The following is a 22409-nucleotide window of genomic DNA, read 5'->3' on the forward strand; positions in this document are numbered from 1 at the left end:
CTGGTACTCTCTCCGACCAGGAATACCAGTCGTTTTTATTTTTACCCGTCTTCGTTTGCCTCAGCATTCTCTCTTGTTTGTATTGCGCAGAAAATGTGTGCGTTAGCTGCATTCTTGACCGTTTTTCCCTGCAACGATGCCTCATTCCTGCTGTTGTGTAGCGGCATTAGTGGTAATATCTGGGCGCTTAAAAAAAATAACTGAATTTAGCCTGTAACTGGCGGGCTTATGTGGTGGAGCAAGTGAGCGGAATACTGACGCGCTGGCGACAATTTGGCAGACGATACTTCTGGCCGCATCTCTTATTGGGGATGGTCGCGGCGAGTCTCGGCTTGCCTGCGCTCAGCAACAGTGCCGAAGCGGCGACGCCAGCGAAAACCTCCACAACCAAACACGATCTCAACACGCGGGTTAACTTTACTAACCTCGCGTGGCTTGAAGCCAGTCGTCGCCCGAATTTCTCCGTTGATTACTGGCACCAGCACGCTATCCGCACGGTCATTCGTCATCTGTCATTTGCGATGGCGCCGCAGACAATGCCTGTTGCCGAAGAGACGTTGCCGGTACAGGCACAGCACCTTGCCCTGCTGGATACGCTCAACGCGTTGCTCACGCAGGACGGCCAGCCGCCGGTCATGGTTCGCCAGACGGCGCAAACTGTGCTCGCTCCGCCAGTCTCATTCTCTGTATCAACCTGGATTAGCCAGGCCCACGGCATCCGCGCCGGGCCGCAACGCCTCAGCTAAATTAACTTTTTCAATACCTTAATTTATCTGCCCACGATGGGGCGTTTGAGAATTTATTATGCTAATCAAATTATTAACTAAAGTTTTTGGTAGTCGTAACGATCGTACACTGCGCCGTATGCGCAAAGCTGTCGCTGTCATCAACGGTATGGAACCGGCGATGGAGAAGCTCTCCGATGACGAGCTGAAAGCAAAAACCGTGGAATTCCGCGCGCGTCTGGAAAAAGGGGAAACCTTAGAAAGCCTGATCCCGGAAGCCTTCGCCGTAGTGCGTGAAGCGAGTAAACGTGTGTTTGGCATGCGTCACTTCGACGTTCAGCTGCTGGGTGGTATGGTGCTTAACGAGCGCTGCATCGCGGAAATGCGTACTGGTGAAGGTAAAACCCTGACCGCAACGCTGCCGGCTTACCTGAACGCGCTGACCGGTAAAGGCGTTCACGTGGTTACCGTCAACGACTATCTGGCCCAGCGTGACGCCGAAAACAACCGTCCACTGTTCGAATTCCTCGGCATGACGGTCGGCATCAACATGTCCGGCCTGCCTGCGCCAGCCAAGCGTGAAGCGTATAACGCGGACATCACCTACGGCACCAACAACGAATACGGCTTCGACTACCTGCGTGACAACATGGCCTTCAGCCCTGAAGAGCGCGTCCAGCGTAAACTGCACTACGCGCTGGTGGATGAGGTGGACTCCATCCTGATCGATGAAGCGCGTACCCCGCTGATCATCTCCGGCCCTGCCGAAGACAGCTCTGAGATGTACCGCAAAGTCGACAAAATCATTCCGCACCTGCTGCGTCAGGAGAAAGAAGACTCCGACACCTTCCAGGGTGAAGGTCACTTCTCCGTTGATGAAAAAGCGCGCCAGGTGAACCTGACCGAGCGCGGTCTGGTGAAAATTGAAGAGCTGCTGGTCGCTGAAGGCATTATGGAAGAGGGGGAGTCCCTGTACTCTCCGAGCAACATCATGCTGATGCACCACGTAACGGCTGCACTGCGCGCCCACGCGCTGTTCACCCGTGACGTCGACTACATTGTGAAAGACGGCGAAGTCATCATCGTCGATGAACACACCGGCCGTACCATGCAGGGACGTCGCTGGTCTGACGGTCTGCACCAGGCTGTGGAAGCCAAAGAAGGTGTGGATATTCAGAATGAAAACCAGACCCTGGCGTCCATCACCTTCCAGAACTACTTCCGTCTGTACGAGAAGCTGGCGGGCATGACCGGTACTGCTGATACCGAAGCGTTTGAATTCAGTTCCATCTACAAGCTGGATACCGTTGTCGTTCCAACCAACCGTCCAATGATCCGTAAGGATATGCCGGACCTGGTGTACATGACCGAAGCGGAAAAAATTCAGGCAATCATCGAAGATATTCGCGACCGTACTGCCAATGGGCAGCCGGTTCTGGTGGGGACCATCTCCATCGAGAAATCTGAAGTGGTTTCCAATGAGCTGACGAAAGCAGGCATTAAACACAACGTTCTGAACGCCAAGTTCCATGCTAAAGAAGCGGATATCGTTGCTCAGGCGGGTTATCCGGCTGCCGTGACCATCGCTACCAACATGGCGGGTCGTGGTACCGATATTATGCTGGGCGGTAGCTGGCAGGCTGAGGTTGCTGAGCTGGAAAACCCAACGCCAGAACAGATTGCACAAATCAAAGCCGACTGGCAGGTACGTCACGACGCGGTTCTGGCTTCCGGTGGTTTGCACATTATTGGTACCGAGCGTCACGAATCTCGTCGTATCGACAACCAGCTGCGTGGCCGTGCGGGCCGTCAGGGGGATGCCGGTTCTTCTCGCTTCTACCTGTCTATGGAAGATGCGCTGATGCGTATTTTCGCCTCCGACCGCGTGTCCGGCATGATGCGTAAACTGGGCATGAAACCAGGCGAAGCCATCGAGCACCCGTGGGTCACTAAAGCGATTGCCAACGCGCAGCGTAAAGTGGAAAGCCGCAACTTTGATATTCGTAAGCAGCTGCTGGAGTATGATGACGTCGCGAACGATCAGCGTCGTGCGATCTACACCCAGCGTAACGAACTGCTGGACGTGTCCGACGTGAGCGAAACCATCAACAGCATTCGCGAAGATGTGTTCAAAGCGACCATTGACGGGCATATTCCACCGCAGTCTCTGGAAGAGATGTGGGATATCGAAGGCCTGCAGGAACGTCTGAAGAACGACTTTGACCTCGATCTGCCTATCAAAGAGTGGCTGGACAAAGAGCCTGAGCTGCACGAAGAGACGCTGCGCGAACGTATCTTTGAAACCGCGCTGGACGTTTATAAGCGTAAGGAAGAAGTGGTTGGCGCTGAGATGATGCGTCACTTCGAAAAAGGTGTGATGCTGCAGACGCTGGACTCCCTCTGGAAAGAGCACCTGGCGGCAATGGACTACCTGCGCCAGGGTATTCACCTGCGTGGCTATGCGCAGAAAGATCCGAAGCAGGAGTACAAGCGTGAATCTTTCTCCATGTTTGCGTCTATGCTGGAGTCGCTGAAGTATGAAGTGATCAGCACCCTGAGCAAAGTCCAGGTACGTATGCCGGAAGAAGTGGAAGCGATGGAACAACAGCGTCGTGAAGAAGCTGAGCGTCTGGCGCAGATGCAACAGCTGAGCCACCAGACTGACGAGAGCGAAGCTGCAGCGGCGATCGCCGCGCAGACTGGCGATCGTAAAGTGGGTCGTAACGATCCGTGCCCGTGTGGTTCCGGTAAAAAATATAAGGCCTGCCACGGCCGTCTGAGCTAAGTTCATAAGACAATGAAAAGGCGCAGATATCTGCGCCTTTTTTATGGAAGTGACAATATGAAAATACTGCAAATTGCCGTCGGGATTATTCGCAACCCGCAAAACCAGATCTTCATTACCCAGCGCGCTGCCGATGCCCATATGGCGAACAAATGGGAGTTTCCCGGTGGAAAAATCGAATCAGGGGAGACGCCGGAAGAGGCGCTGGTGCGTGAGCTTCAGGAAGAAGTAGGAATTACGCCAGTTGGCGCAACGCTGTTCGATAAGCTCGAATACCAGTTTCCGGACAGGCACATCACGCTTTGGTTCTGGCTGGTCGAAAACTGGGAAGGCGACCCCTGGGGAAAAGAGGGGCAACCCGGTAACTGGGTGGAGCTTCAGGCCAGTGATGCCGATAAATTCCCACCGGCAAATGCGCCCGTCATATCCCGACTGACGGACGACCTGTAGGCCTGCTAAGCGAAGCGCCAGCAGGCTTTAAAGCTATTGCTGCTCTTCACTCCAGTCATCGCTGTCCGAGAGATCGCCTTTGCTCGGAATGCGTTTCTCTTCCGCCGCCCATTCTCCAAGGTCAATTAACTGACAGCGCTTGCAGCAGAATGGACGGAACGGACTCATTTCGCCCCATACAACGGTTTTACCGCAGGTGGGGCAGTTTACGGTGGTCACTTCAGACATCGGCACTCCTTAACAACAGGCCAGTTCAAAATCGAGGCGTTCCGGCACGGTGCCATTCTCGCTGTCCAGAGGCATAAAGCGGATCGCAAAACGACTCTTATGCCCGGAAATCTGTGGGTAAAGCTGCTCGCCGAGCGATAAATTCAGACGCAGAAGATCGGCATCATCGCCGTTATCCTGATAGAAACCGTTCAGGCTGGTTTGCTTGCGGAACGGCGCCGAGTTACGGATGAGGTCGAGAATTAGCGACAGCGTCTGGTGCATGGGGGCGAGACTTTCCAGCCAGCTGTTCACCTGCGCATCACGCTGTGCTTGCGGCATATGCAGCCACATATGCAGCGTTGGCAGGTCGAAACTACAGCAGCCACCAGGAATACTCAGGCGCTGGCGCACCAGGCCGATCAGGCGATCTTCTCGCAAAAATTGCCCGACACGAGGTGCGGCCATCAGCGTACTGCTGCTGTTTTTAAGCTGCTGACGAAGTGAATCAATGCGGCTCTGATCCACGCCCGGCACTTCGGCCCAGGCCTGTAATTTACGCTGCTGGCGCTCCAGTTCTTTCAGAAGCTCTGTGCGGACGTCGCCCCGCTCAATGACATCCAGCAGATCCCCCACGTTGCGGAAGAAGTGCAACGCAGTGGCATGATCGCTGACGGGCAAATGTTGTGAAAGTTGTTGAATCAGAAATTCGATACGCAGCCAGGTACGCATTTTTTCGTTGAGCGGATGCTCAAAAAGGATGTGGGTCGACATTATGGTTTTTCCTGTGCAACGGCCTGCGCGGCGAACGCCAAATACTGCGCATGCAGGCGGGCAACATCCGATGCAATGGCATCTGGTGCGCCGTTATTATCAATAACATCATCCGCAACGGCAAGGCGCTGAGCGCGCGTGGCCTGAGCGGCAAGAATTTGTTCAGCCTGTTCGCGCGAGACACGATCGCGCGTCACGGTGCGCTGGATTTGCGTTTCAGGCGAGACATCAATGACCAGCACCCGATCGGCTTTATTGTGCAGCTGATTCTCTACCAGCAGCGGAACCACCCACAGAACATACGGCGAGCGGGCTGCGGCAATTTGACGCTGAGTTTCCTGGTGGATAATGGGGTGGAGCAGGGCATTAAGCCAGAGTTTTTCCGCAGAATCGGAAAAAATGCATTCGCGTAGCTTGCGGCGATTTAGCGTGCCATCTGCACTGATAATTGCCGGACCAAAATGGTTTTCGATGGCTTTTAGCGCGGGTGTATTGGGCTCTACCACCTGACGGGCAATGATATCGGCATCAATAATCGTGATACCCAGACGAGAAAATGCGTCCGCAACGGTACTTTTGCCACTACCGATGCCGCCGGTTAATGCGACGATATACCCCATTAAATCAAATCCTGGGAATTATTCATTATTAAAATCAGTTGGTTAAATTTCAAACGTGCTTCAGCCACTGTTTAGCCCTGTTTACCGGCTTTTTACCAGGTAAATTTATAGGATTGTAGCGTAAAAAAAGAGAATTTCGCAGTCTTGCGGAGCAGGTATTAGTGCGTATGATAGCGTCACTGGAGTTGTGCTTTTAACATATTTGCCTCTAACCCCAGGAATCCGCACATGCGTATCGAAGAAGATCTGAAGTTAGGTTTCAAAGACGTTCTTATCCGCCCTAAACGCTCTACACTGAAAAGTCGCTCAGACGTTGAACTCGAACGTCAATTCACCTTTAAACATTCCGGTCAGACCTGGTCTGGCGTGCCGATTATCGCCGCCAATATGGATACGGTGGGCACCTTCGGGATGGCAACCGCCCTGGCGCAGTTCGATATTCTCACCGCAGTGCACAAACACTACAGCCCGGAAGAGTGGAATGCGTTTGTTGCATCCGCCTCTGCGGATGTGGTGAAGCATGTGATGGTCTCCACCGGCACCTCTGATGCCGATTTCGAGAAGACCAAACAGATCCTGAATGCGAACCCGGCGCTCAATTTTGTGTGTATTGATGTGGCGAACGGTTACTCCGAGCATTTCGTGCAGTTCGTCAGCAAGGCGCGTGAGGCCTGGCCAACGAAAACCATCATTGCGGGCAACGTGGTGACCGGTGAAATGTGTGAGGAGCTGATCCTCTCCGGTGCCGACATCGTGAAAGTGGGCATTGGCCCGGGCTCCGTATGCACCACGCGCGTCAAAACCGGCGTTGGGTATCCGCAGCTGTCCGCCGTTATCGAATGTGCCGATGCGGCGCATGGCCTGGGCGGCCAGATCATCAGTGACGGCGGTTGCACCATGCCGGGCGATGTGGCGAAGGCGTTTGGCGGCGGCGCAGACTTCGTGATGCTCGGCGGTATGCTGGCCGGTCATGAAGAGAGCGGCGGCACCGTGGTGGAAGAAAACGGTGAGAAATTCATGCTGTTCTACGGTAGGAGCTCTGAGTCTGCAATGACCCGTCACGTTGGTGGTGTGGCAAAATACCGTGCGGCAGAAGGCAAAACCGTGAAGCTGCCTCTGCGTGGCCCGGTTGAAAACACCGCGCGCGACATCCTGGGCGGCCTGCGTTCAGCCTGTACCTACGTGGGTGCCTCCCGTCTGAAAGAGTTGACGAAACGTACGACGTTTATTCGCGTTCAGGAGCAGGAAAACCGCGTTTTCAATAGCCTGTAATGGTTTTCGCTGGCGCATGTCCGTGCGCCAGCACTATTGGCTATCCCGCGCTCATCGCATCCCCCAAATGGAAAATGGGCAAATACATTGCCACCACTAGCGTGCCGATGATGATCCCCGTGACAACCAGTAGTAACGGCTCCAGGAGTGCTGCCAGACTGTCGGCCAACTGGAAAGTTTGCTCCGTGTGATGACGAGCAAGGTTTGCCAGCATGATGTCCAGTGAACCTGACATTTCGCCCGTTCGTAAAAGCTGAATACAGAGCGGGGTAAAGATTGCCGCTTTCTGAAAGGATGACCAGACGGGAAGTCCTTTTTCAATATCTTCGCGTATTCTGCAAAGGATCCCTTGCCAGTAGCCGCTTTCTACGGTCTCTTCTGCGCTCTCAAGCCCCTGTAAAAAGGCAATGCCTGCCTGCTGTGTGAGCGACAGTACGGTGAAGATCTGCCCCAGCTTTTGCCCTTTCGCCAGCGCCCCCATTACAGGTAGATGCAGAAGAAATCGCTGCCAGCGAGGCGTGTGACGCAGAGTCCAGGCGGCGGCTACCGGAACAAGCAGCACCGCGAACAGTGCGAGAGCGTAGGACTGCATAAACGCGGATATACCCATCACCATCCGCGTCAGCGCCGGAAGGGGAGTGTTAAACGTTTTGTAGATTGCGGCGAACTCGGGCAACACTAGGGTGACCATGGCGAGTACGACGAGTACCGCCAGCGTCAGGATGATCGCCGGGTAGCGCAGCGCTTTTTTCACTTTCTGACCGAGCTGCTGCTGCGCTTTTTGTTGCTGGGCGAGCTGGCGACAGCACTCTTCCAGCTTCCCTGTCAGCTCACCCGTTTTTACCATTGAGATATGCAATGGGGTAAAGACCGCAGGCCACCGCCTGAGCGCCTCAGAAAAAGGGCACCCTTCACTGAGTTCATCGGCAACGCTTTGCAGCAGTGCCCGCCAAGGTTCTGATCGATGCTGGTCAGCCAGCATTTGCAGGCTATGCGCAAGCGTAAGTCCGGCCTGCAGCAGCGTGGCGAGCTGGCGAAATATCTCGTAGCAGTGATGAGGGTGCCAGCGGTGTCTCTGAGGGCATCGGGAGAGGGCCAGAGGATGCAGGTCGTTCCGCATTAGCCTGGTGAAGGCCGCGTTGCGGTCTGTGGCCCAGAGTGTCCCGCTTCGGGGTTCTCCTTCTGTGGAGAGGGCTCGCCAGCGCCAGAGGTGATTAGTGGCCATCGGGCATACCCAAAACACGCAATAATTCTTCGAGCGTGGTTAGCCCTTGCTCAATGGCCATACAGCCGTGTTCAAACAGCGAGATTAACCCTGCCTGCCGGGCACTGGCTTCTATCACCTCGGTGCCTGCCCCGCTGGCAATTGCCTGGCGCAGAGGGTTGTCGATTGCCAGTACTTCAAAAATCGCCACCCGGCCGTAAAAACCGTGATAGCAACGATCGCAGCCTGTGGGTTGCCAGCGGGGAAGTGGTCGCGGCCAAACCGGGCGGGGTAAGCCTGAATGCTCCCCGTTTTGCTGTCGGCAATGTGGACAAAGACGCCGAACCAGCCGTTGGGCAATCACCATAGAGAGTGCGGAAGAGATCATCCAGCGCGCGACGCCCATCTGCTCCAGGCGAATCAGGGTTTCCGTTGTCGAGTTGGTATGCAGCGTCGACAATACCAGGTGCCCGGTCTGCGCGGCATTAATAGCGATCTCTGCCGTTTCGCCATCACGAATTTCGCCGACCATAATGATATCCGGATCCTGACGCAGCAGCGCCCTTAGCACGCTCTGAAATGTCAGGCCCGCTCGCGGGTTAATCTGCGTCTGATTCAATCCCGCAAGCGGGATTTCAATGGGATCCTCTACGCTGCAGATGTTGACGTCAGGGGTGTTAAGCGCCTGTAACGCACTATAGAGGGTGACGGTTTTGCCGCTGCCTGTGGGGCCGGTAACCAGAATCAGCCCCTGAGGCTGGTGCAGTGACGCAGTAAAACAGGCCAGCTGCTCAGCGCTCATGCCGAGTGCTTTCGGTTCAAGAGCCTGCTGAACCTGATGCAGCAGGCGCAGCACAATTTTCTCACCGCCGTTGCAGGGAAGCGTGGCGATACGAAACGAGACCGGCTCGTTTGTCAGCTCAATGGTAAACTGACCATCCTGCGGTAAGCGGCGTTCAGCAATATCCAGATTACCCAGCACTTTTAACCGGGCGCTGAGCATCGTTGCCAGCGCGGCGGAAAGCGGAGGTTGCGGGCAAAGTACGCCATCGATACGTAAGCGAATCAGGCACGCGTGCTCCATCGGTTCAATATGGATGTCGGAGGCGCGCTGGTTTATCGCCTGTTGCAGCGTGTGGTTGAGGATATCCACCGCGGAATGTGCCTGCGAAACGTTAGGCAGATGCGATTGCGCGCTTAACTGCCGATGCTTTTCCATGCGTTCAGCGCTCCAGCACTCGATATCAATCCGTTTCTGCGTTGCGAAGCGCAGGGCTTCCATCAGTTCAGGTGCGGGGCTTCCCACGACGGCAATGCTGACCATGTCACTGTTGCTGGTGAGCAGCAGAGCATGATGGCGAAGGCAAAGTGCCACGAGTTGATCGGTGTTCATTGTCCGCCCCTCAGTTATTGTCGAAGCGGAAGACGTCTTCACAGGCCTGCTTAAGCTCGCTGTCAGCACTGATGTTGCAGTCACGCGTCCAGCCTGTCATACCGTTGCCGTTATTCCACTGTGGCGTCATGGTCACCGTCAGTCCGTTGAGACTCTCCTGACCCGTCAAGGTCACGATCCCTTTTGCCACGTTCATTGCTGAGACGTAACGCGTCGTCGTCGGGGAAGGGATGCCGTTACTGCCTGCGTCACAGCTCTCCACGCCACCGTGATCGAGCGCGCAAAGCTCAATGGCAGTGCGATAGGGAATGAAGGTTTGCAGCATATCGGTGAGGGCGGCTTTACGCAGGTAGTTCTGATAGGCGGGAACGCCGATGGCGCTCAGAATCGCAATAATGCCAATGACCACCATCAGCTCAATGAGTGTGAATCCTTGTTGTCTGTCCATATCTGCTCCTTATGCAAAGTGGCGCTACTCTGGCAGCGCGAAAGGAGAGAAACGAGGGGCAAAAAAGGGAACGGGAAAGGGGCTTCAGAGAATTCATGCAGTGTTGCAGGGAAGAACAACGGATTTGCGAGCAGGACTGAAATTCCCCTCTCCGGACGGAGAGGGGAAGCGTGTTATTTGAAGCGCATGGAGAGGTCAAGGGCGCGAACGTGTTTGGTCAGCGCGCCGACGGAGATGTAGTCCACACCGGTTTCGGCGAATTCACGGATCGTGTCGAACGTGACGTTCCCGGAAACTTCAAGCTGGGCGCGGCCGTTAGTCAGTTTTACCGCCTCGCGCATCTGCTCAGTTTCGAAATTGTCGAGCATGATGATATCGGCTCCGGCCTTAACGGCCTGCTCCAGCTCTTCCAGGCTTTCGACTTCCACTTCAACAGGGACGTCCGGGTGCAGCCAGAAGGCTTTCTCAACGGCCTGGCGCACGGAACCCGACGCAATAATGTGGTTCTCTTTGATCAGGAAGGCATCGGATAAGCCCAGTCGATGGTTGGCGCCGCCCCCACAGAGCACCGCGTACTTCAGCGCAGTGCGCAGGCCTGGCAGCGTTTTGCGGGTATCCAGCAGCTGAGTGTGGGTGCCGGCCAGGAGGTCAACATAGCGACGCACTTCGCTGGCGACGCCAGAGAGCGTTTGTACAAAATTGAGCGCGGTGCGTTCGCCGGTCAGCAAGACGCGCGAGGGACCGTCCAGCTCGAACAGCGGCTGATTGGCTGTAATCGCATCACCATCTTCAACGTGCCAGGTCACCTGCACATCATCGCCCGCCAGTTGAGTAAATACCTCTTCAACCCAACGCTTGCCGCAAAAAACGCCCTCTTCACGGGTAATAATGACCGCGTGGGAACGTGTCTCTTTTGGCAATAATTGTGCGGTAATGTCTTTATCGGCATTCACGTCACCCCCAAGGTCTTCTTTTAACGCATGGGCAACGCTTGCCGGAATATCCATATTAATACGTTCCAGAAGTGCTTCACGTCGGTGGTCGGGGTTGTAGCGGCGAGGCGGCATGATAAAACTCCAAATTGGTAACGAATCATAATATTGAAACATGCTACTCTGAACCGAGTCATTGCACCATACAGAAGGAGTTCCAGCATGTTGTTAGAAAACGGATGGCTGGTGGATGCGCGGCGTGTACCCTCGCCGCACCACGATTGCCGCCCGGAGGATGAAAAGCCCACACTGCTGGTGGTTCATAATATTAGTCTCCCGCCGGGTGAATTTGGCGGCCCGTGGATCGATGCGTTATTCACGGGAACGATAGATCCCAATGCCCATCCTTTCTTCGCTGAGATTGCGCATTTGCGCGTGTCGGCTCACTGTCTGATTCGTCGTGATGGTGAGGTGGTTCAGTATGTTCCTTTTGATAAGCGCGCCTGGCATGCCGGGGTGTCGATGTATCACGGGCGCGAACGGTGCAACGATTTCTCCATTGGGATCGAGCTGGAAGGCACGGATACTACGCCCTACACCGACTCACAGTATCAACAGTTAGCGGCTGTGACCCGTACGCTTATCGGACTCTACCCGGCAATCGCCGACAACATTACCGGACACAGTGATATCGCTCCGGCGAGAAAAACCGATCCTGGCCCGGCATTTGACTGGCCCCGCTTTCGCGCCATGCTCACCGCGTCGTCAGAATAAGGAGATACCATGACGTTGTTTACCATGCTGCTGGTTATCATCGCTGAACGTCTGTTCAAGCTCGGTGAGCACTGGCATCTGGATCACCGGCTGGAGGTGTTATTCCGCCGCATCAGGCACTTTTCCATGCTGCGCACGCTGCTGATGATGGCGGGTGTGATGGTGATTACCTTCCTGCTGCTGCGCGCGCTGTACGGACTCTTTTTCAATGTGCCGCTGCTGGTGGTGTGGATCCTGCTTGGCGTGCTGTGCATTGGTGCGGGCAAGGTGCGTTTGCACTACCACGCTTATCTTAAAGCGGCCTCCCGCGATGATGCCCACGCGCGCGGTGCCATGGCGAGCGAACTGACGATGATCCACGGCGTGCCGCCGGATTGCGACGAGCGCGAGTTCCTGCGCGAGCTGCAAAATGCGCTGCTGTGGATTAACTTCCGTTACTACCTCGCGCCGCTGTTCTGGTTTGTGGTGGGCGGCCCGGTGGGACCCGTCTTGCTGATGGGGTACGCGTTCCTGCGTGCCTGGCAGACCTGGCTTGCCCGTTATCTGACGCCGCATGAACGTTTGCTCTCCGGCATTGATGCCATCCTGCATGTGCTCGACTGGCTGCCGGTGCGTCTGGTGGGTGTGGTGTATGCGCTCATTGGCCACGGTGAAAAAGCATTGCCAGCGTGGTTTGCGTCTCTGGGCGACCGACACACCTCGCAGTATCAGGTGTTAACCCGTCTGGCGCAGTTTTCCCTGGCGCGAGAGCCGCATACCGACAAGATTGAAACGCCAAAAGCGGCGGTTTCAATGGCAAAGAAAACGTCGTTTGTGGTGGTGGTGGTGGTGGCGCTGCTGACCATTTACGGCACGCTGGTGTAAGCCAGCGCGCCGCAAACGCTATAGCGTATCCGCAGGCGGGATGCCGAAATCAGGCATCCCGCTTTCATTCCAGCGGACAAGCTTCAGTCGGGTATGGCGATTCGGATCGTACAGCGGGTCGCCCTCAATTTCGGTGTAATTCCGCGCGTGATACACCAGCACATCTTCCCCTTCCGGCGTTTGCGTAAAGCTGTTGTGACCCGGGCCGTACTGACGATTTTCGTAGCTGGTAACGAACACCGGACGCGCAGATTTGTGCCAGTTCGCCGGCTGTCGCGGATCGGCATTCAGGTCTATCCACAATAACCCCATGCAGTAGTTCTCATCGGTGGCGCTAGCGGAGTAGCTGATAAACAGCTTGTCGCCGTGAACCAGCACCGCCGGACCTTCATTAACCAGAAATCCGCGGCATTCCCAGTCATATTCAGGTTTACTGAGCATCACCGGCTCGCCTTTCAGCGTCCACGGATTTTCCATTTCACACAGATAAAGGTTGGAGTTTCCGGCGATATCCGGCGCTTTTTGCGCCCACAGATACCAGCGTTTCCCCTGATGGACAAAGGTGGTGGCATCGAGGGCGAAAGTGTCGAATGGCGTTTTTATTTGCCCCTTCTCGACCCACGTACCGGCGAGCGGATCGCTGTCGGTACACTCCAGCGCAAACATTCGGTGCTGGAACATGCCGAGGCTATCAAGCGCCTGGGTGTGCGTCGCGGCAAAATAGATGTACCACTTCCCGTCGATGTGATGCAGTTCTGGGGCCCAAATCAACTGGCTCATTGGACCGGTGTCGGGTTTGCGCCAGACCACTATCTCTTCGGCGCTGCGCAAGCCCTCCAGCGAGTCAGCACGGCGGATAGCCAGCCTGTCGTACTCCGGCACGGAGGCAATAAAATAGTATTGCCCCTCATGATGTAAAATGTACGGGTCGGCGCGTTGTTCAATAAACGGGTTTGGCCAGGTTTGCATGCAACTTTCCTTATTTTGTCTCTGCGGCTTTGAGTTCCTGATAAGCGTTCAGCTCGCGGTAGTTGGCGCGGCGCTTTTCCAGATCGGACTGGATCATCTTCATGGTTTCGCGGTCCACTTTCAGCAGGCGTACAACGCCCGCGGTAATTAAGTATCCAACGCCAGGAATAACGGTAAACAGCAGTACGATACCGTTAATGGCCTCCGCGCTTTGCGCTTTTGCGCCTGCGTCGTAACCGTACCAGGAGAGCAGAAAACCGACCATTGCCCCGGCAATCGCCAGACCCAGCTTCAGGAAGAAAATGTTGCCGGAGAAGCTGATCCCGGTGATGCGTTTCCCGGTTTTCCACTCGCCGTAGTCATCCACGTCAGCCATCAGCGACCAGTGCAGCGGAGACGGGATCTGGTGCAGGATGTTCAGCAGAACGTAGAGCACCACGATGGTGACGGTGGCTTTCGGGTCGAAGAAATAGAAGGCGCAGGAAAATATCGCCAGCACGATATTGGTCCAGAAGAAGACCTTCAGTTTACACCAGCGGTCGGTCAGCACTTTTGCCAGCACGCTGCCAAGCATCATGCCGATAACCCCCAGGCTGATAAACACGGTGGCGAAGTGGGTGCTCTGGCCCATCACCCAGGTGACGTAATACATGGTTGCCGCCATGCGGATAAAGCCCGGGCAGACGTTGCAGAGCGTCAGGAGCAAAATTCGCACCCACTGGTCGTTTTTCCACACGTCTTTCAGGTCATTTTTCAGCTCGTCGTGGGTCTGCACCGCCGGGCGCACGCGCTCGCGCACGGTGGCGAAGCAGAACAGGAACATGCAGGTGCCAATCAGCGCCAGTACGGTCATTGCCATCTGGTAGCCTTTGGCTTTGTTATCCCCGCCAAACCAGTCGGCCATCGGCAGCAGCGTCAATGACAGCAGCAACGTGGCGATGCCGACCAGCACGAAGCGGTAGGACTGGCAGGCCACACGCTCTTTCGGATCGTTGGTGATCACCCCTCCTAACGAGCAGTAAGGGATGTTGATGGCCGTATAGGTTAATGAGAGCAGGAAGTAGGTGACAAACGCATAGATAACTTTGCTGTTATAGCTCCACTCCGGTGTGGTGAACATCAGAATACTGAACAGCGCGTAGGGGAAGGCAATCCACAGCAGCCATGGACGAAAACGGCCATATTTACTGCGGGTGCGGTCGGCAATTGCCCCCATGATAGGGTCGGTGACGGCGTCAATCACACGGACCGACAGCAGTAAGACCCCCACCAGTGCAGGCGCGAGGCCAAATATGTCGGTATAAAAATAGTTAACAAACAGCATGATGGCGCCAAAGATGATGTTGCAACCTGCATCGCCCATCCCATAGCCGATCTTTTCTTTTACTGACAGTTTAGCGTTATCCATAGACTGCTCTCCGGGTTTCGGTATGGAGAGAATTATTTGCTGGCAAACGAATATATGCGTTGCAGTATCAGGGCGGTGATATGGATAAAAACGCTGTAGGGATGAAAGTGTGAGGGAGGTAACAACGCGCGGTACCCGCAAAAGCAGGTACCGCGGAGGAGGCTTAGTGGGCCTTCATGGCCTTGCGGCTTTTCTGGCTGAAGAGATAGCCAACGCCCAGCACGGCAATCCAGACCGGGATCAGGTAGACGGAGATTGCCATACCCGGCGTGATCAGCATGATCACCAGCACGGCCGTCATAAACAGCAGGCAGATCCAGTTACCCAGCGGATAGAGCAGGGCAGGGAAGCGCGTCGTCACGCCCTGCTGCTGTTTCGCGCGGCGGAACTTGATGTGCGCCAGGCTGATCATCGCCCAGTTGATGACCAGTGCAGAGACCACCAGCGCCATTAGCAGGCCAAATGCGGATTCCGGCGCCATGTAGTTAATCAGCACGCACAGCGCCGTCACGATGGCTGAAACAATGATGGTGTTGACCGGCACGCCGCGTTTATCAACGTTGAGCAGCATCTTCGGCGCATTGCCCTGCTGGGCCAGGCCGAACAGCATACGGCTGTTGCAGTATACGCAGCTGTTGTACACGGAAAGCGCCGCGGTCAGCACCACGACATTGAGCGCGTTCGCCACGACGGTATCACCCAGTTCGTGGAAAATCAGCACAAACGGACTGGTGTCGGCAGTGACGCGCGTCCATGGCAGCAGTGAGAGCAGGACCGCCAGCGAGCCCACATAGAAGATCAGAATTCGGTAGATAACCTGATTCGTCGCTTTCGGGATGCTCTGCTCAGGATTGTCGGCTTCTGCGGCGGTGATACCCACCAGTTCCAGACCGCCGAAAGAGAACATAATGATGGCCATCATCATCACCAGACCAGTCATGCCGTGAGGCAGGAAGCCGCCCTGTTCCCAGAGGTTACGCACGGTTGCCTGTGGGCCACCGTTGCCGCTGAACAGCAGCCAGCCGCCAAAGATAATCATCGCCACGACGGCGATCACTTTGATGATGGCAAACCAGAACTCCATCTCGCCGAACACTTTTACGTTGGTAAGGTTAATGGCGTTGATAATGACGAAGAAGGCTGCAGCGGAAGCCCAGGTTGGGATGTCAGGATACCAGAACTGAATATACTTCCCGACGGCAGTCAGCTCGGCCATGGCAACCAGAACGTACAGTACCCAGTAGTTCCAGCCGGAGGCGAAACCGGCAAAGCTGCCCCAGTACTTATAGGCAAAGTGGCTAAAGGAGCCAGCGACCGGCTCCTCGACAACCATTTCACCTAACTGGCGCATGATCAGAAAAGCAATGAAACCCGCAATCGCGTAACCCAAAATAATGCCCGGACCGGCAGACTGGATTACGGATGCGCTGCCCAGAAACAGGCCGGTACCAATAGCACCGCCCAGTGCGATGAGCTGAATATGGCGGTTTTTTAGCCCGCGCTTTAGCTGATCGCCGTGCTGTTGAGCTTCCATTTGAAACCTCGTGTGTGGTTGTTATGTCACGCTGTGCGTGTGTAATTATGAAAATCCATATTCTGTATTTATTTCTTTACGGTTAAACGAACCGAAAAAAGTGGAGATGACTTCCGTAAGCGCCAGAATAGTGGTAAGTGCCTGTGAATGCACCTGCTTTATGAAGGGCTGATGACGAGTTGAATAAAAAGAAAGCATTTGTAAATCACTCCGCTCTCGCTTCTTACCCCAACCTATAGAATAGAAATGCGCCTTAAGTGGGCGAATTTTCATAATTTGCCTTGTTGAATCGCTTCAGATTGCAAAAACCCTCGTTTCATTATGGTTAAAACTCCCACTTTGGGAGTAATCAACTCATTTGTGCAAAGTTACATTTCTGAAACGTTATTTCTGTAAGGTTGTTAAAATATGCAGGGTTTACTGATTTCAATCAAAACCAATATGGACAGAAGGTGAATACTTTGTTACTTTAGCGATACGAAATATAAATTGGTAAGACCAATTGACTCCGGGCAAAAAGGCGTAAGACAGGGAATATGGCCTACAGCAAAATTCGCCAACCAAAACTATCTGATGTGATTGAGCAGCAGCTGGAGTTTTTAATCCTCGAAGGGACTCTGCGCCCGGGTGAGAAACTTCCGCCAGAACGCGAACTGGCAAAACAGTTCGACGTTTCACGTCCCTCTCTGCGTGAGGCGATTCAACGCCTCGAAGCAAAGGGCTTGCTGCTTCGTCGCCAGGGCGGCGGAACCTTTGTGCAAAACAGCCTGTGGCAGAGCTTCAGCGATCCGCTGGTAGAACTTCTCTCTGACCACCCAGAATCCCAGTTTGACCTGCTTGAGACCCGTCACGCGCTGGAAGGTATTGCGGCCTATTACGCTGCCCTTCGCAGCACTGATGAAGATCGCGTGCGTATCCGCGAGCTGCATCAGGCCATTGAACGGGCACAGCAGTCCGGCGATTTAGACGCCGAGTCCAGCGCCGTCGTCCAGTATCAAATCGCCGTCACCGAAGCGGCACACAATGTGGTGCTCCTCCATCTGCTACGCTGCATGGAGCCGATGCTGGCCCAGAACGTTCGTCAGAATTTTGAATTGTTGTATGCCCGTCGGGAGATGCTCCCACTGGTAAGCAACCATCGCACCCGAATATTCGAGGCGATAATGGCCGGGGAACCGGAGCAGGCGCGCGAAGCGTCGCACCGTCACCTGGCTTTCATTGAGGAAATCTTGCTGGACCGCAGCCGTGAACAATCGCGTCGCGAACGTTCATTACGCCGCATACAGCAACGAAAGGATTAAGCGCCAGGTACTTTTAGAGCGCGGCAACTAAACGCAGAACCTGTCTTATTGTGTTCTTGCTGAAGAGCACAATGGGACAGGTTCCAGACAAATCAACGTATTAGATAGATAAGGAATACCCCCATGTCAGAACGTCTCCAAAATGACGTGGATCCGATCGAAACTCGCGACTGGCTACAGGCGATCGAATCGGTCATCCGTGAAGAAGGTGTTGAGCGCGCTCAGTATCTGATTGATCAGCTGCTTTCTGAAGCCCGCAAAGGCGGCGTGAAGGTTGCTTCAGGTGCAGGGGCTAGCAACTACGTAAACACGATTGCCGTTGAAGACGAACCGGAATACCCGGGCAATCTGGATCTGGAACGTCGTATCCGTTCAGCTATCCGCTGGAACGCCATCATGACTGTTCTGCGCGCGTCCAAGAAAGATCTGGAGCTGGGTGGCCACATGGCGTCCTTCCAGTCTTCTGCGACCGTTTACGAAGTGTGCTTTAACCACTTCTTCCGTGCAGCGAACGAGAAAGACGGCGGCGATCTGGTGTACTTCCAGGGCCACATCTCTCCGGGCATCTATGCACGTGCATTCCTGGAAGGTCGTCTGACTGAAGAGCAGATGAACAACTTCCGTCAGGAAGTTCACGGTAAAGGTCTGTCTTCTTACCCGCACCCTAAACTGATGCCTGAATTCTGGCAGTTCCCGACCGTATCCATGGGTCTGGGTCCAATCGGTGCGATCTATCAGGCTAAATTCCTGAAATATCTGGAACACCGTGGTCTGAAAGACACCTCTGAGCAGACCGTTTACGCCTTCCTGGGCGACGGCGAAATGGATGAACCAGAATCTAAAGGTGCGATCACCATCGCAACCCGTGAGAAGCTGGACAACCTGTGCTTCATCATCAACTGTAACCTGCAGCGTCTGGATGGTCCGGTAACCGGTAACGGCAAGATCATCAACGAACTGGAAGGCATCTTCGCGGGTGCTGGCTGGAACGTAATCAAAGTCATGTGGGGTTCCCGTTGGGACGAACTGCTGCGTAAAGACACCAGCGGTAAACTGATCCAGCTGATGAACGAAACCGTTGACGGTGACTACCAGACCTTCAAATCCAAAGACGGTGCCTACGTGCGTGAGCACTTCTTCGGTAAATATCCTGAAACCGCCGCACTGGTTGCAGACTGGACTGATGAGCAGATCTGGGCGCTGAACCGTGGTGGTCACGATCCGAAGAAAATCTACGCGGCACTGAAAAAAGCGCGTGAGACCAAAGGTAAAGCGACTGTTATCCTGGCCCATACCATCAAAGGTTACGGCATGGGTGATACCGCAGAAGGTAAAAACATCGCTCACCAGGTTAAGAAAATGAACATGGACGGCGTGCGTTATATCCGCGACCGTTTCAACGTTCCAGTGACCGATGAGCAGGTAGAAAACCTGTCTTACATCACCTTCCCGGAAGGTTCTGAAGAGCACAAGTACCTGCACGAACGTCGTCAGGCGCTGAAAGGCTACCTGCCAGCTCGTCAGCCTAACTTCACCGAGAAGCTGGAACTGCCAGCGCTGGAAGACTTCTCTCAGCTGCTCGAAGAGCAGAACAAAGAGATCTCTACCACTATCGCTTTCGTTCGTGCCCTGAACGTGATGCTGAAGAACAAGTCGATCAAAGATCGTCTGGTGCCAATCATCGCCGACGAAGCGCGTACTTTCGGTATGGAAGGTCTGTTCCGTCAGATCGGTATCTACAGCCCGAACGGCCAGCAGTACACCCCGCAGGACCGTGAGCAGGTTGCTTACTATAAAGAAGACGAGAAAGGTCAGATCCTGCAGGAAGGTATCAACGAGCTGGGTGCAGGCGCATCCTGGCTGGCTGCTGCGACCTCTTACAGCACCAACAACCTGCCGATGATCCCGTTCTACATTTACTACTCCATGTTCGGGTTCCAGCGTATCGGTGACCTGTGCTGGCAGGCAGGCGACCAGCAGGCTCGCGGCTTCCTGATCGGTGGTACTTCTGGTCGTACGACCCTGAACGGTGAAGGTCTGCAGCACGAAGATGGTCACAGCCACATTCAGTCTCTGACTATCCCTAACTGTATCTCTTACGACCCGTCTTACGCGTACGAAGTGGCAGTCATCATGCATGACGGTCTGCAGCGCATGTACGGTGAAGCGCAAGAGAACATTTACTACTACATCACCACCCTGAACGAAAACTACCACATGCCGGCAATGCCAGCAGGTGCCGAGGAAGGTATCCGTAAAGGTATCTACAAACTCGAAACTGTTGAAGGTAGCAAAGGTAAAGTTCAGCTGCTGGGCTCCGGCTCTATCCTGCGTCACGTGCGTGAAGCCGCACAGATCCTGGCGAAGGACTACGGTGTCGGTTCCGACGTGTACAGCGTGACCTCCTTCACTGAACTGGCTCGTGATGGCCAGGATTGTGAGCGCTGGAACATGCTGCACCCAATGGAAACTCCACGCGTTCCGTACATCGCTCAGGTGATGAACGACGCGCCAGCGGTGGCGTCTACTGACTATATGAAACTGTTCGCTGAGCAGGTTCGTACTTACGTTCCAGCTGATGATTATCGCGTACTGGGTACTGACGGCTTCGGTCGTTCAGACAGCCGCGAAAACCTGCGTCACCACTTCGAAGTTGATGCTTCTTACGTGGTTGTAGCAGCACTGGGCGAACTGGCTAAACGTGGCGAAATCGATAAGAAAGTGGTTGCGGACGCAATTACCAAATTCAACATCGATGCAGATAAAGTTAACCCGCGTCTGGCGTAAGAGGTAAAAGAATAATGGCTATCGAAATCAATGTACCGGACATCGGGGCTGATGAAGTTGAAATCACCGAGATCCTGGTCAAAGTGGGCGACAAAGTTGAAGCTGAACAGTCGCTGATCACCGTAGAAGGCGATAAAGCCTCTATGGAAGTCCCGTCTCCTCAGGCTGGCATCGTTAAAGAGATTAAAGTCTCTGTTGGCGATAAAACCGAGACCGGCAAACTGATCATGATTTTCGATTCCGCCGACGGTGCAGCAGCTGCTGCACCTGCGCAGGAAGAGAAGAAAGAAGCCGCTCCGGCTGCTGCTCCAGCAGCTGCCGCCGCAGCAAAAGAAGTGAACGTGCCTGACATCGGCGGTGACGAAGTTGAAGTCACCGAAATCCTGGTGAAAGTGGGCGACACCGTTGCGGCTGAGCAATCACTGATCACCGTAGAAGGTGACAAAGCCTCTATGGAAGTCCCTGCGCCGTTCGCGGGTACCGTTAAAGAGATCAAGATCAACACCGGTGACAAAGTGTCTACAGGCTCCCTGATCATGGTCTTCGAAGTGGCGGGTGCTGCACCTGCTCAGGCTGCTGCTCCGGCTCCGGCCGCTGCACCGGCTGCTGCTGGCGGCGCGAAAGACGTTAACGTACCGGACATCGGCGGTGACGAAGTTGAAGTGACGGAAGTGATGGTGAAAGTGGGCGACAAAGTTGCCGCTGAACAGTCACTGATCACCGTTGAAGGCGATAAAGCTTCCATGGAAGTTCCTGCGCCGTTCGCGGGTACCGTTAAAGAGATCAAAATCAGCACTGGCGACAAAGTGTCTACCGGCTCTCTGATCATGGTCTTCGAAGTGGAAGGCGCTGCGCCTGCCGCCGCTCCGGCTGCCGCTGCTGCTCCAGCACCGGCTGCTGCACCGGCTCAGGCTGCTAAACCTGCTGCTGCCCCTGCTGCGAAAGCAGAAAAATCTGAGTTCGCTGAAAACGACGCGTATGTCCACGCCACCCCGCTGATTCGTCGCCTGGCGCGCGAGTTCGGTGTGAACCTGGCGAAAGTGAAAGGGACTGGCCGTAAGGGTCGTATCCTGCGCGAAGACGTTCAGACCTACGTGAAAGACGCGGTGAAACGTGCTGAAGCTGCACCTGCTGCAGCCGCTGGCGGCGGTATCCCGGGCATGCTGCCATGGCCGAAAGTGGACTTCAGCAAGTTCGGCGAAATCGAAGAAGTGGAACTGGGCCGTATCCAGAAAATCTCTGGTGCTAACCTGAGCCGTAACTGGGTGATGATCCCGCACGTTACGCACTTCGACAAAACCGATATCACCGATCTGGAAGCGTTCCGTAAACAGCAGAACGCCGAAGCTGAGAAGCGTAAACTGGACGTGAAATTCACCCCAGTGGTCTTCATCATGAAAGCCGTTGCCGCTGCACTTGAGCAGATGCCACGCTTCAACAGCTCCCTGTCTGAAGACGGCCAGAAGCTGACGCTGAAGAAATACATCAACATCGGTGTTGCGGTTGATACGCCAAATGGTCTGGTTGTTCCGGTCTTCAAGGACGTGAACAAGAAGAGCATCACTGAGCTGTCCCGTGAACTGACCACCATCTCCAAAAAAGCGCGTGATGGTAAGCTGACTGCCGGCGAAATGCAGGGCGGCTGCTTCACTATCTCCAGCATCGGCGGCCTGGGCACTACCCACTTCGCGCCGATTGTGAACGCGCCGGAAGTGGCTATCCTCGGTGTGTCCAAGTCCGCGATGGAGCCGGTGTGGAATGGTAAAGAGTTTGTGCCGCGTCTGATGATGCCAATCTCTCTGTCCTTCGACCACCGCGTGATCGACGGTGCTGATGGTGCGCGTTTCATCACCATCATCAACAACATGCTGAGCGACATTCGCCGCCTGGTGATGTAATCGAAAAGCCGGCCAGTCGGCCGGCTTTTTTCTGGTAATCTCATGCTGTTTTTGAGGTTACTGG

At 54.8% G+C, this 22409-nt stretch carries 20 protein-coding genes; 9 read left to right on the forward strand and 11 right to left on the reverse strand.

Annotated features, from left to right (window positions below; all coding sequences use genetic code 11):
• The first annotated feature begins 242 nt into the window (after positions 1-242).
• Genes secM through mutT form a run of 3 tightly spaced genes read left to right on the forward strand, consistent with a single transcriptional unit; the run spans position 243 to position 3960 of the window.
• Positions 243-746 (forward strand): secA translation cis-regulator SecM, encoded by a 504-nt coding sequence (gene secM / locus L383_RS01730; RefSeq protein WP_072169721.1) that lies wholly within the window; start codon positions 243-245, stop codon positions 744-746.
• Positions 747-804: 58 nt separating this feature from the next.
• On the forward strand, positions 805-3510 hold the full coding sequence (gene secA / locus L383_RS01725; protein ID WP_014882550.1) for a preprotein translocase subunit SecA: 2706 nt from the start codon (positions 805-807) through the stop codon (positions 3508-3510).
• Between the two features lie 57 nt (positions 3511-3567).
• Positions 3568-3960 (forward strand): 8-oxo-dGTP diphosphatase MutT, encoded by a 393-nt coding sequence (gene mutT / locus L383_RS01720; protein WP_014882551.1) that lies wholly within the window; start codon positions 3568-3570, stop codon positions 3958-3960.
• A gap of 33 nt (positions 3961-3993) precedes the next feature.
• On the opposite strand, the gene yacG is transcribed toward mutT, so the two are convergent.
• Genes yacG through coaE form a run of 3 tightly spaced genes read right to left on the reverse strand, consistent with a single transcriptional unit; the run spans position 3994 to position 5561 of the window.
• Positions 3994-4188, reverse strand: a complete 195-nt coding sequence (gene yacG / locus L383_RS01715; protein WP_014882552.1) for a DNA gyrase inhibitor YacG — start codon at positions 4186-4188, stop codon at positions 3994-3996.
• Between the two features lie 9 nt (positions 4189-4197).
• Positions 4198-4941: a cell division protein ZapD gene (gene zapD, locus L383_RS01710; protein WP_014882553.1), complete on the reverse strand. Its 744-nt coding sequence runs from the start codon at positions 4939-4941 to the stop codon at positions 4198-4200.
• The gene (gene coaE / locus L383_RS01705; RefSeq protein WP_023332085.1) at positions 4941-5561 is read right to left on the reverse strand and encodes a dephospho-CoA kinase; all 621 of its coding nucleotides are present in this window, start codon (positions 5559-5561) and stop codon (positions 4941-4943) included. The genes zapD and coaE overlap by 1 nt, the downstream gene beginning before the upstream one ends.
• Positions 5562-5789: 228 nt before the next feature.
• Here coaE and L383_RS01700 point away from each other — a divergent pair, with 228 nt between their 5' ends.
• Positions 5790-6833: a GMP reductase gene (locus L383_RS01700; protein ID WP_023332086.1), complete on the forward strand. Its 1044-nt coding sequence runs from the start codon at positions 5790-5792 to the stop codon at positions 6831-6833.
• Positions 6834-6873: 40 nt separating this feature from the next.
• Here L383_RS01700 and hofC read toward each other — a convergent pair whose 3' ends face one another.
• From hofC to nadC, 4 genes are all read right to left on the reverse strand, one after another.
• Positions 6874-8058 carry a protein transport protein HofC gene (gene hofC, locus L383_RS01695; RefSeq protein WP_023332087.1) on the reverse strand — a complete coding sequence of 395 codons (1185 nt, stop codon included), beginning with the start codon at positions 8056-8058 and terminating at the stop codon, positions 6874-6876.
• Positions 8048-9430 carry a type II secretion system protein GspE gene (gspE, locus tag L383_RS01690; protein ID WP_023332088.1) on the reverse strand — a complete coding sequence of 461 codons (1383 nt, stop codon included), beginning with the start codon at positions 9428-9430 and terminating at the stop codon, positions 8048-8050. Before gspE ends, hofC begins: the two co-directional genes overlap by 11 nt.
• A 10-nt stretch (positions 9431-9440) precedes the next feature.
• A complete protein-coding gene (ppdD, locus tag L383_RS01685; protein ID WP_014882558.1) occupies positions 9441-9878 on the reverse strand; it encodes a prepilin peptidase-dependent pilin in 438 nt (145 codons plus the stop codon).
• Positions 9879-10051: 173 nt separating this feature from the next.
• The gene (gene nadC / locus L383_RS01680) at positions 10052-10945 is read right to left on the reverse strand and encodes a carboxylating nicotinate-nucleotide diphosphorylase (protein ID WP_014882559.1); all 894 of its coding nucleotides are present in this window, start codon (positions 10943-10945) and stop codon (positions 10052-10054) included.
• Between the two features lie 87 nt (positions 10946-11032).
• On the opposite strand from nadC, the gene ampD reads away from it, so the two are divergent.
• Positions 11033-11584 carry a 1,6-anhydro-N-acetylmuramyl-L-alanine amidase AmpD gene (gene ampD / locus L383_RS01675; RefSeq protein ID WP_023332089.1) on the forward strand — a complete coding sequence of 184 codons (552 nt, stop codon included), beginning with the start codon at positions 11033-11035 and terminating at the stop codon, positions 11582-11584.
• Positions 11585-11593: 9 nt separating this feature from the next.
• Positions 11594-12448, forward strand: coding sequence for a beta-lactamase regulator AmpE (gene ampE, locus L383_RS01670; protein WP_023332090.1), 855 nt, complete (start codon positions 11594-11596; stop codon positions 12446-12448).
• Between the two features lie 18 nt (positions 12449-12466).
• On the opposite strand, the gene L383_RS01665 is transcribed toward ampE, so the two are convergent.
• From L383_RS01665 to L383_RS01650, 4 genes are all read right to left on the reverse strand, one after another.
• Positions 12467-13417, reverse strand: a complete 951-nt coding sequence (locus L383_RS01665; RefSeq protein WP_023332091.1) for a glycoside hydrolase family 43 protein — start codon at positions 13415-13417, stop codon at positions 12467-12469.
• Between the two features lie 10 nt (positions 13418-13427).
• Entirely contained in the window at positions 13428-14825 is a 1398-nt protein-coding gene (locus L383_RS01660) for a glycoside-pentoside-hexuronide (GPH):cation symporter (protein ID WP_014882563.1), read from the reverse strand.
• A gap of 163 nt (positions 14826-14988) precedes the next feature.
• Entirely contained in the window at positions 14989-16359 is a 1371-nt protein-coding gene (aroP, locus tag L383_RS01655) for an aromatic amino acid transporter AroP (protein ID WP_023332092.1), read from the reverse strand.
• Positions 16360-16404: 45 nt separating this feature from the next.
• Positions 16405-16632 carry a hypothetical protein gene (locus L383_RS01650; RefSeq protein WP_080350631.1) on the reverse strand — a complete coding sequence of 76 codons (228 nt, stop codon included), beginning with the start codon at positions 16630-16632 and terminating at the stop codon, positions 16405-16407.
• A gap of 263 nt (positions 16633-16895) precedes the next feature.
• Between L383_RS01650 and pdhR the strand changes: the two genes are divergently transcribed.
• The 3 genes from pdhR to aceF all read left to right on the forward strand — a co-directional run bounded on the left by pdhR (position 16896) and on the right by aceF (position 22345).
• Complete coding sequence (gene pdhR / locus L383_RS01645) at positions 16896-17660, forward strand: pyruvate dehydrogenase complex transcriptional repressor PdhR (RefSeq protein ID WP_014882565.1); 765 nt, start codon at positions 16896-16898, stop codon at positions 17658-17660.
• A gap of 123 nt (positions 17661-17783) precedes the next feature.
• A complete protein-coding gene (gene aceE, locus L383_RS01640; protein ID WP_014882566.1) occupies positions 17784-20447 on the forward strand; it encodes a pyruvate dehydrogenase (acetyl-transferring), homodimeric type in 2664 nt (887 codons plus the stop codon).
• 14 nt (positions 20448-20461) lie between these two features.
• Entirely contained in the window at positions 20462-22345 is a 1884-nt protein-coding gene (gene aceF / locus L383_RS01635; RefSeq protein ID WP_023332093.1) for a pyruvate dehydrogenase complex dihydrolipoyllysine-residue acetyltransferase, read from the forward strand.
• Positions 22346-22409 lie beyond the last annotated feature (64 nt).

Origin of the sequence: Enterobacter sp. MGH 37 (genome assembly GCF_000534515.1) — a bacterium.
Classification (GTDB): Bacteria; Pseudomonadota; Gammaproteobacteria; order Enterobacterales; family Enterobacteriaceae; genus Enterobacter; species Enterobacter kobei.

Excerpts from the sequence above, each read along its gene's own strand:
- yacG (WP_014882552.1), bottom strand. The coding sequence starts at position 4,188 with ATGTCTGAAGTGACCACCGTAAACTGCCCCACCTGCGGTAAAACCGTT.
- zapD (WP_014882553.1), bottom strand. The coding sequence starts at position 4,941 with ATGTCGACCCACATCCTTTTTGAGCATCCGCTCAACGAAAAAATGCGT.
- L383_RS01665 (WP_023332091.1), bottom strand. The coding sequence starts at position 13,417 with ATGCAAACCTGGCCAAACCCGTTTATTGAACAACGCGCCGACCCGTAC.
- aceF (WP_023332093.1), top strand. The coding sequence starts at position 20,462 with ATGGCTATCGAAATCAATGTACCGGACATCGGGGCTGATGAAGTTGAA.
- ampD (WP_023332089.1), top strand. The coding sequence starts at position 11,033 with ATGTTGTTAGAAAACGGATGGCTGGTGGATGCGCGGCGTGTACCCTCG.
- gspE (WP_023332088.1), bottom strand. The coding sequence starts at position 9,430 with ATGAACACCGATCAACTCGTGGCACTTTGCCTTCGCCATCATGCTCTG.
- ampE (WP_023332090.1), top strand. The coding sequence starts at position 11,594 with ATGACGTTGTTTACCATGCTGCTGGTTATCATCGCTGAACGTCTGTTC.
- L383_RS01650 (WP_080350631.1), bottom strand. The coding sequence starts at position 16,632 with ATGAAAATTCGCCCACTTAAGGCGCATTTCTATTCTATAGGTTGGGGT.
- mutT (WP_014882551.1), top strand. The coding sequence starts at position 3,568 with ATGAAAATACTGCAAATTGCCGTCGGGATTATTCGCAACCCGCAAAAC.
- L383_RS01660 (WP_014882563.1), bottom strand. The coding sequence starts at position 14,825 with ATGGATAACGCTAAACTGTCAGTAAAAGAAAAGATCGGCTATGGGATG.
- coaE (WP_023332085.1), bottom strand. The coding sequence starts at position 5,561 with ATGGGGTATATCGTCGCATTAACCGGCGGCATCGGTAGTGGCAAAAGT.
- nadC (WP_014882559.1), bottom strand. The coding sequence starts at position 10,945 with ATGCCGCCTCGCCGCTACAACCCCGACCACCGACGTGAAGCACTTCTG.
- pdhR (WP_014882565.1), top strand. The coding sequence starts at position 16,896 with ATGGCCTACAGCAAAATTCGCCAACCAAAACTATCTGATGTGATTGAG.
- aroP (WP_023332092.1), bottom strand. The coding sequence starts at position 16,359 with ATGGAAGCTCAACAGCACGGCGATCAGCTAAAGCGCGGGCTAAAAAAC.
- secA (WP_014882550.1), top strand. The coding sequence starts at position 805 with ATGCTAATCAAATTATTAACTAAAGTTTTTGGTAGTCGTAACGATCGT.
- ppdD (WP_014882558.1), bottom strand. The coding sequence starts at position 9,878 with ATGGACAGACAACAAGGATTCACACTCATTGAGCTGATGGTGGTCATT.
- hofC (WP_023332087.1), bottom strand. The coding sequence starts at position 8,058 with ATGGCCACTAATCACCTCTGGCGCTGGCGAGCCCTCTCCACAGAAGGA.
- aceE (WP_014882566.1), top strand. The coding sequence starts at position 17,784 with ATGTCAGAACGTCTCCAAAATGACGTGGATCCGATCGAAACTCGCGAC.
- L383_RS01700 (WP_023332086.1), top strand. The coding sequence starts at position 5,790 with ATGCGTATCGAAGAAGATCTGAAGTTAGGTTTCAAAGACGTTCTTATC.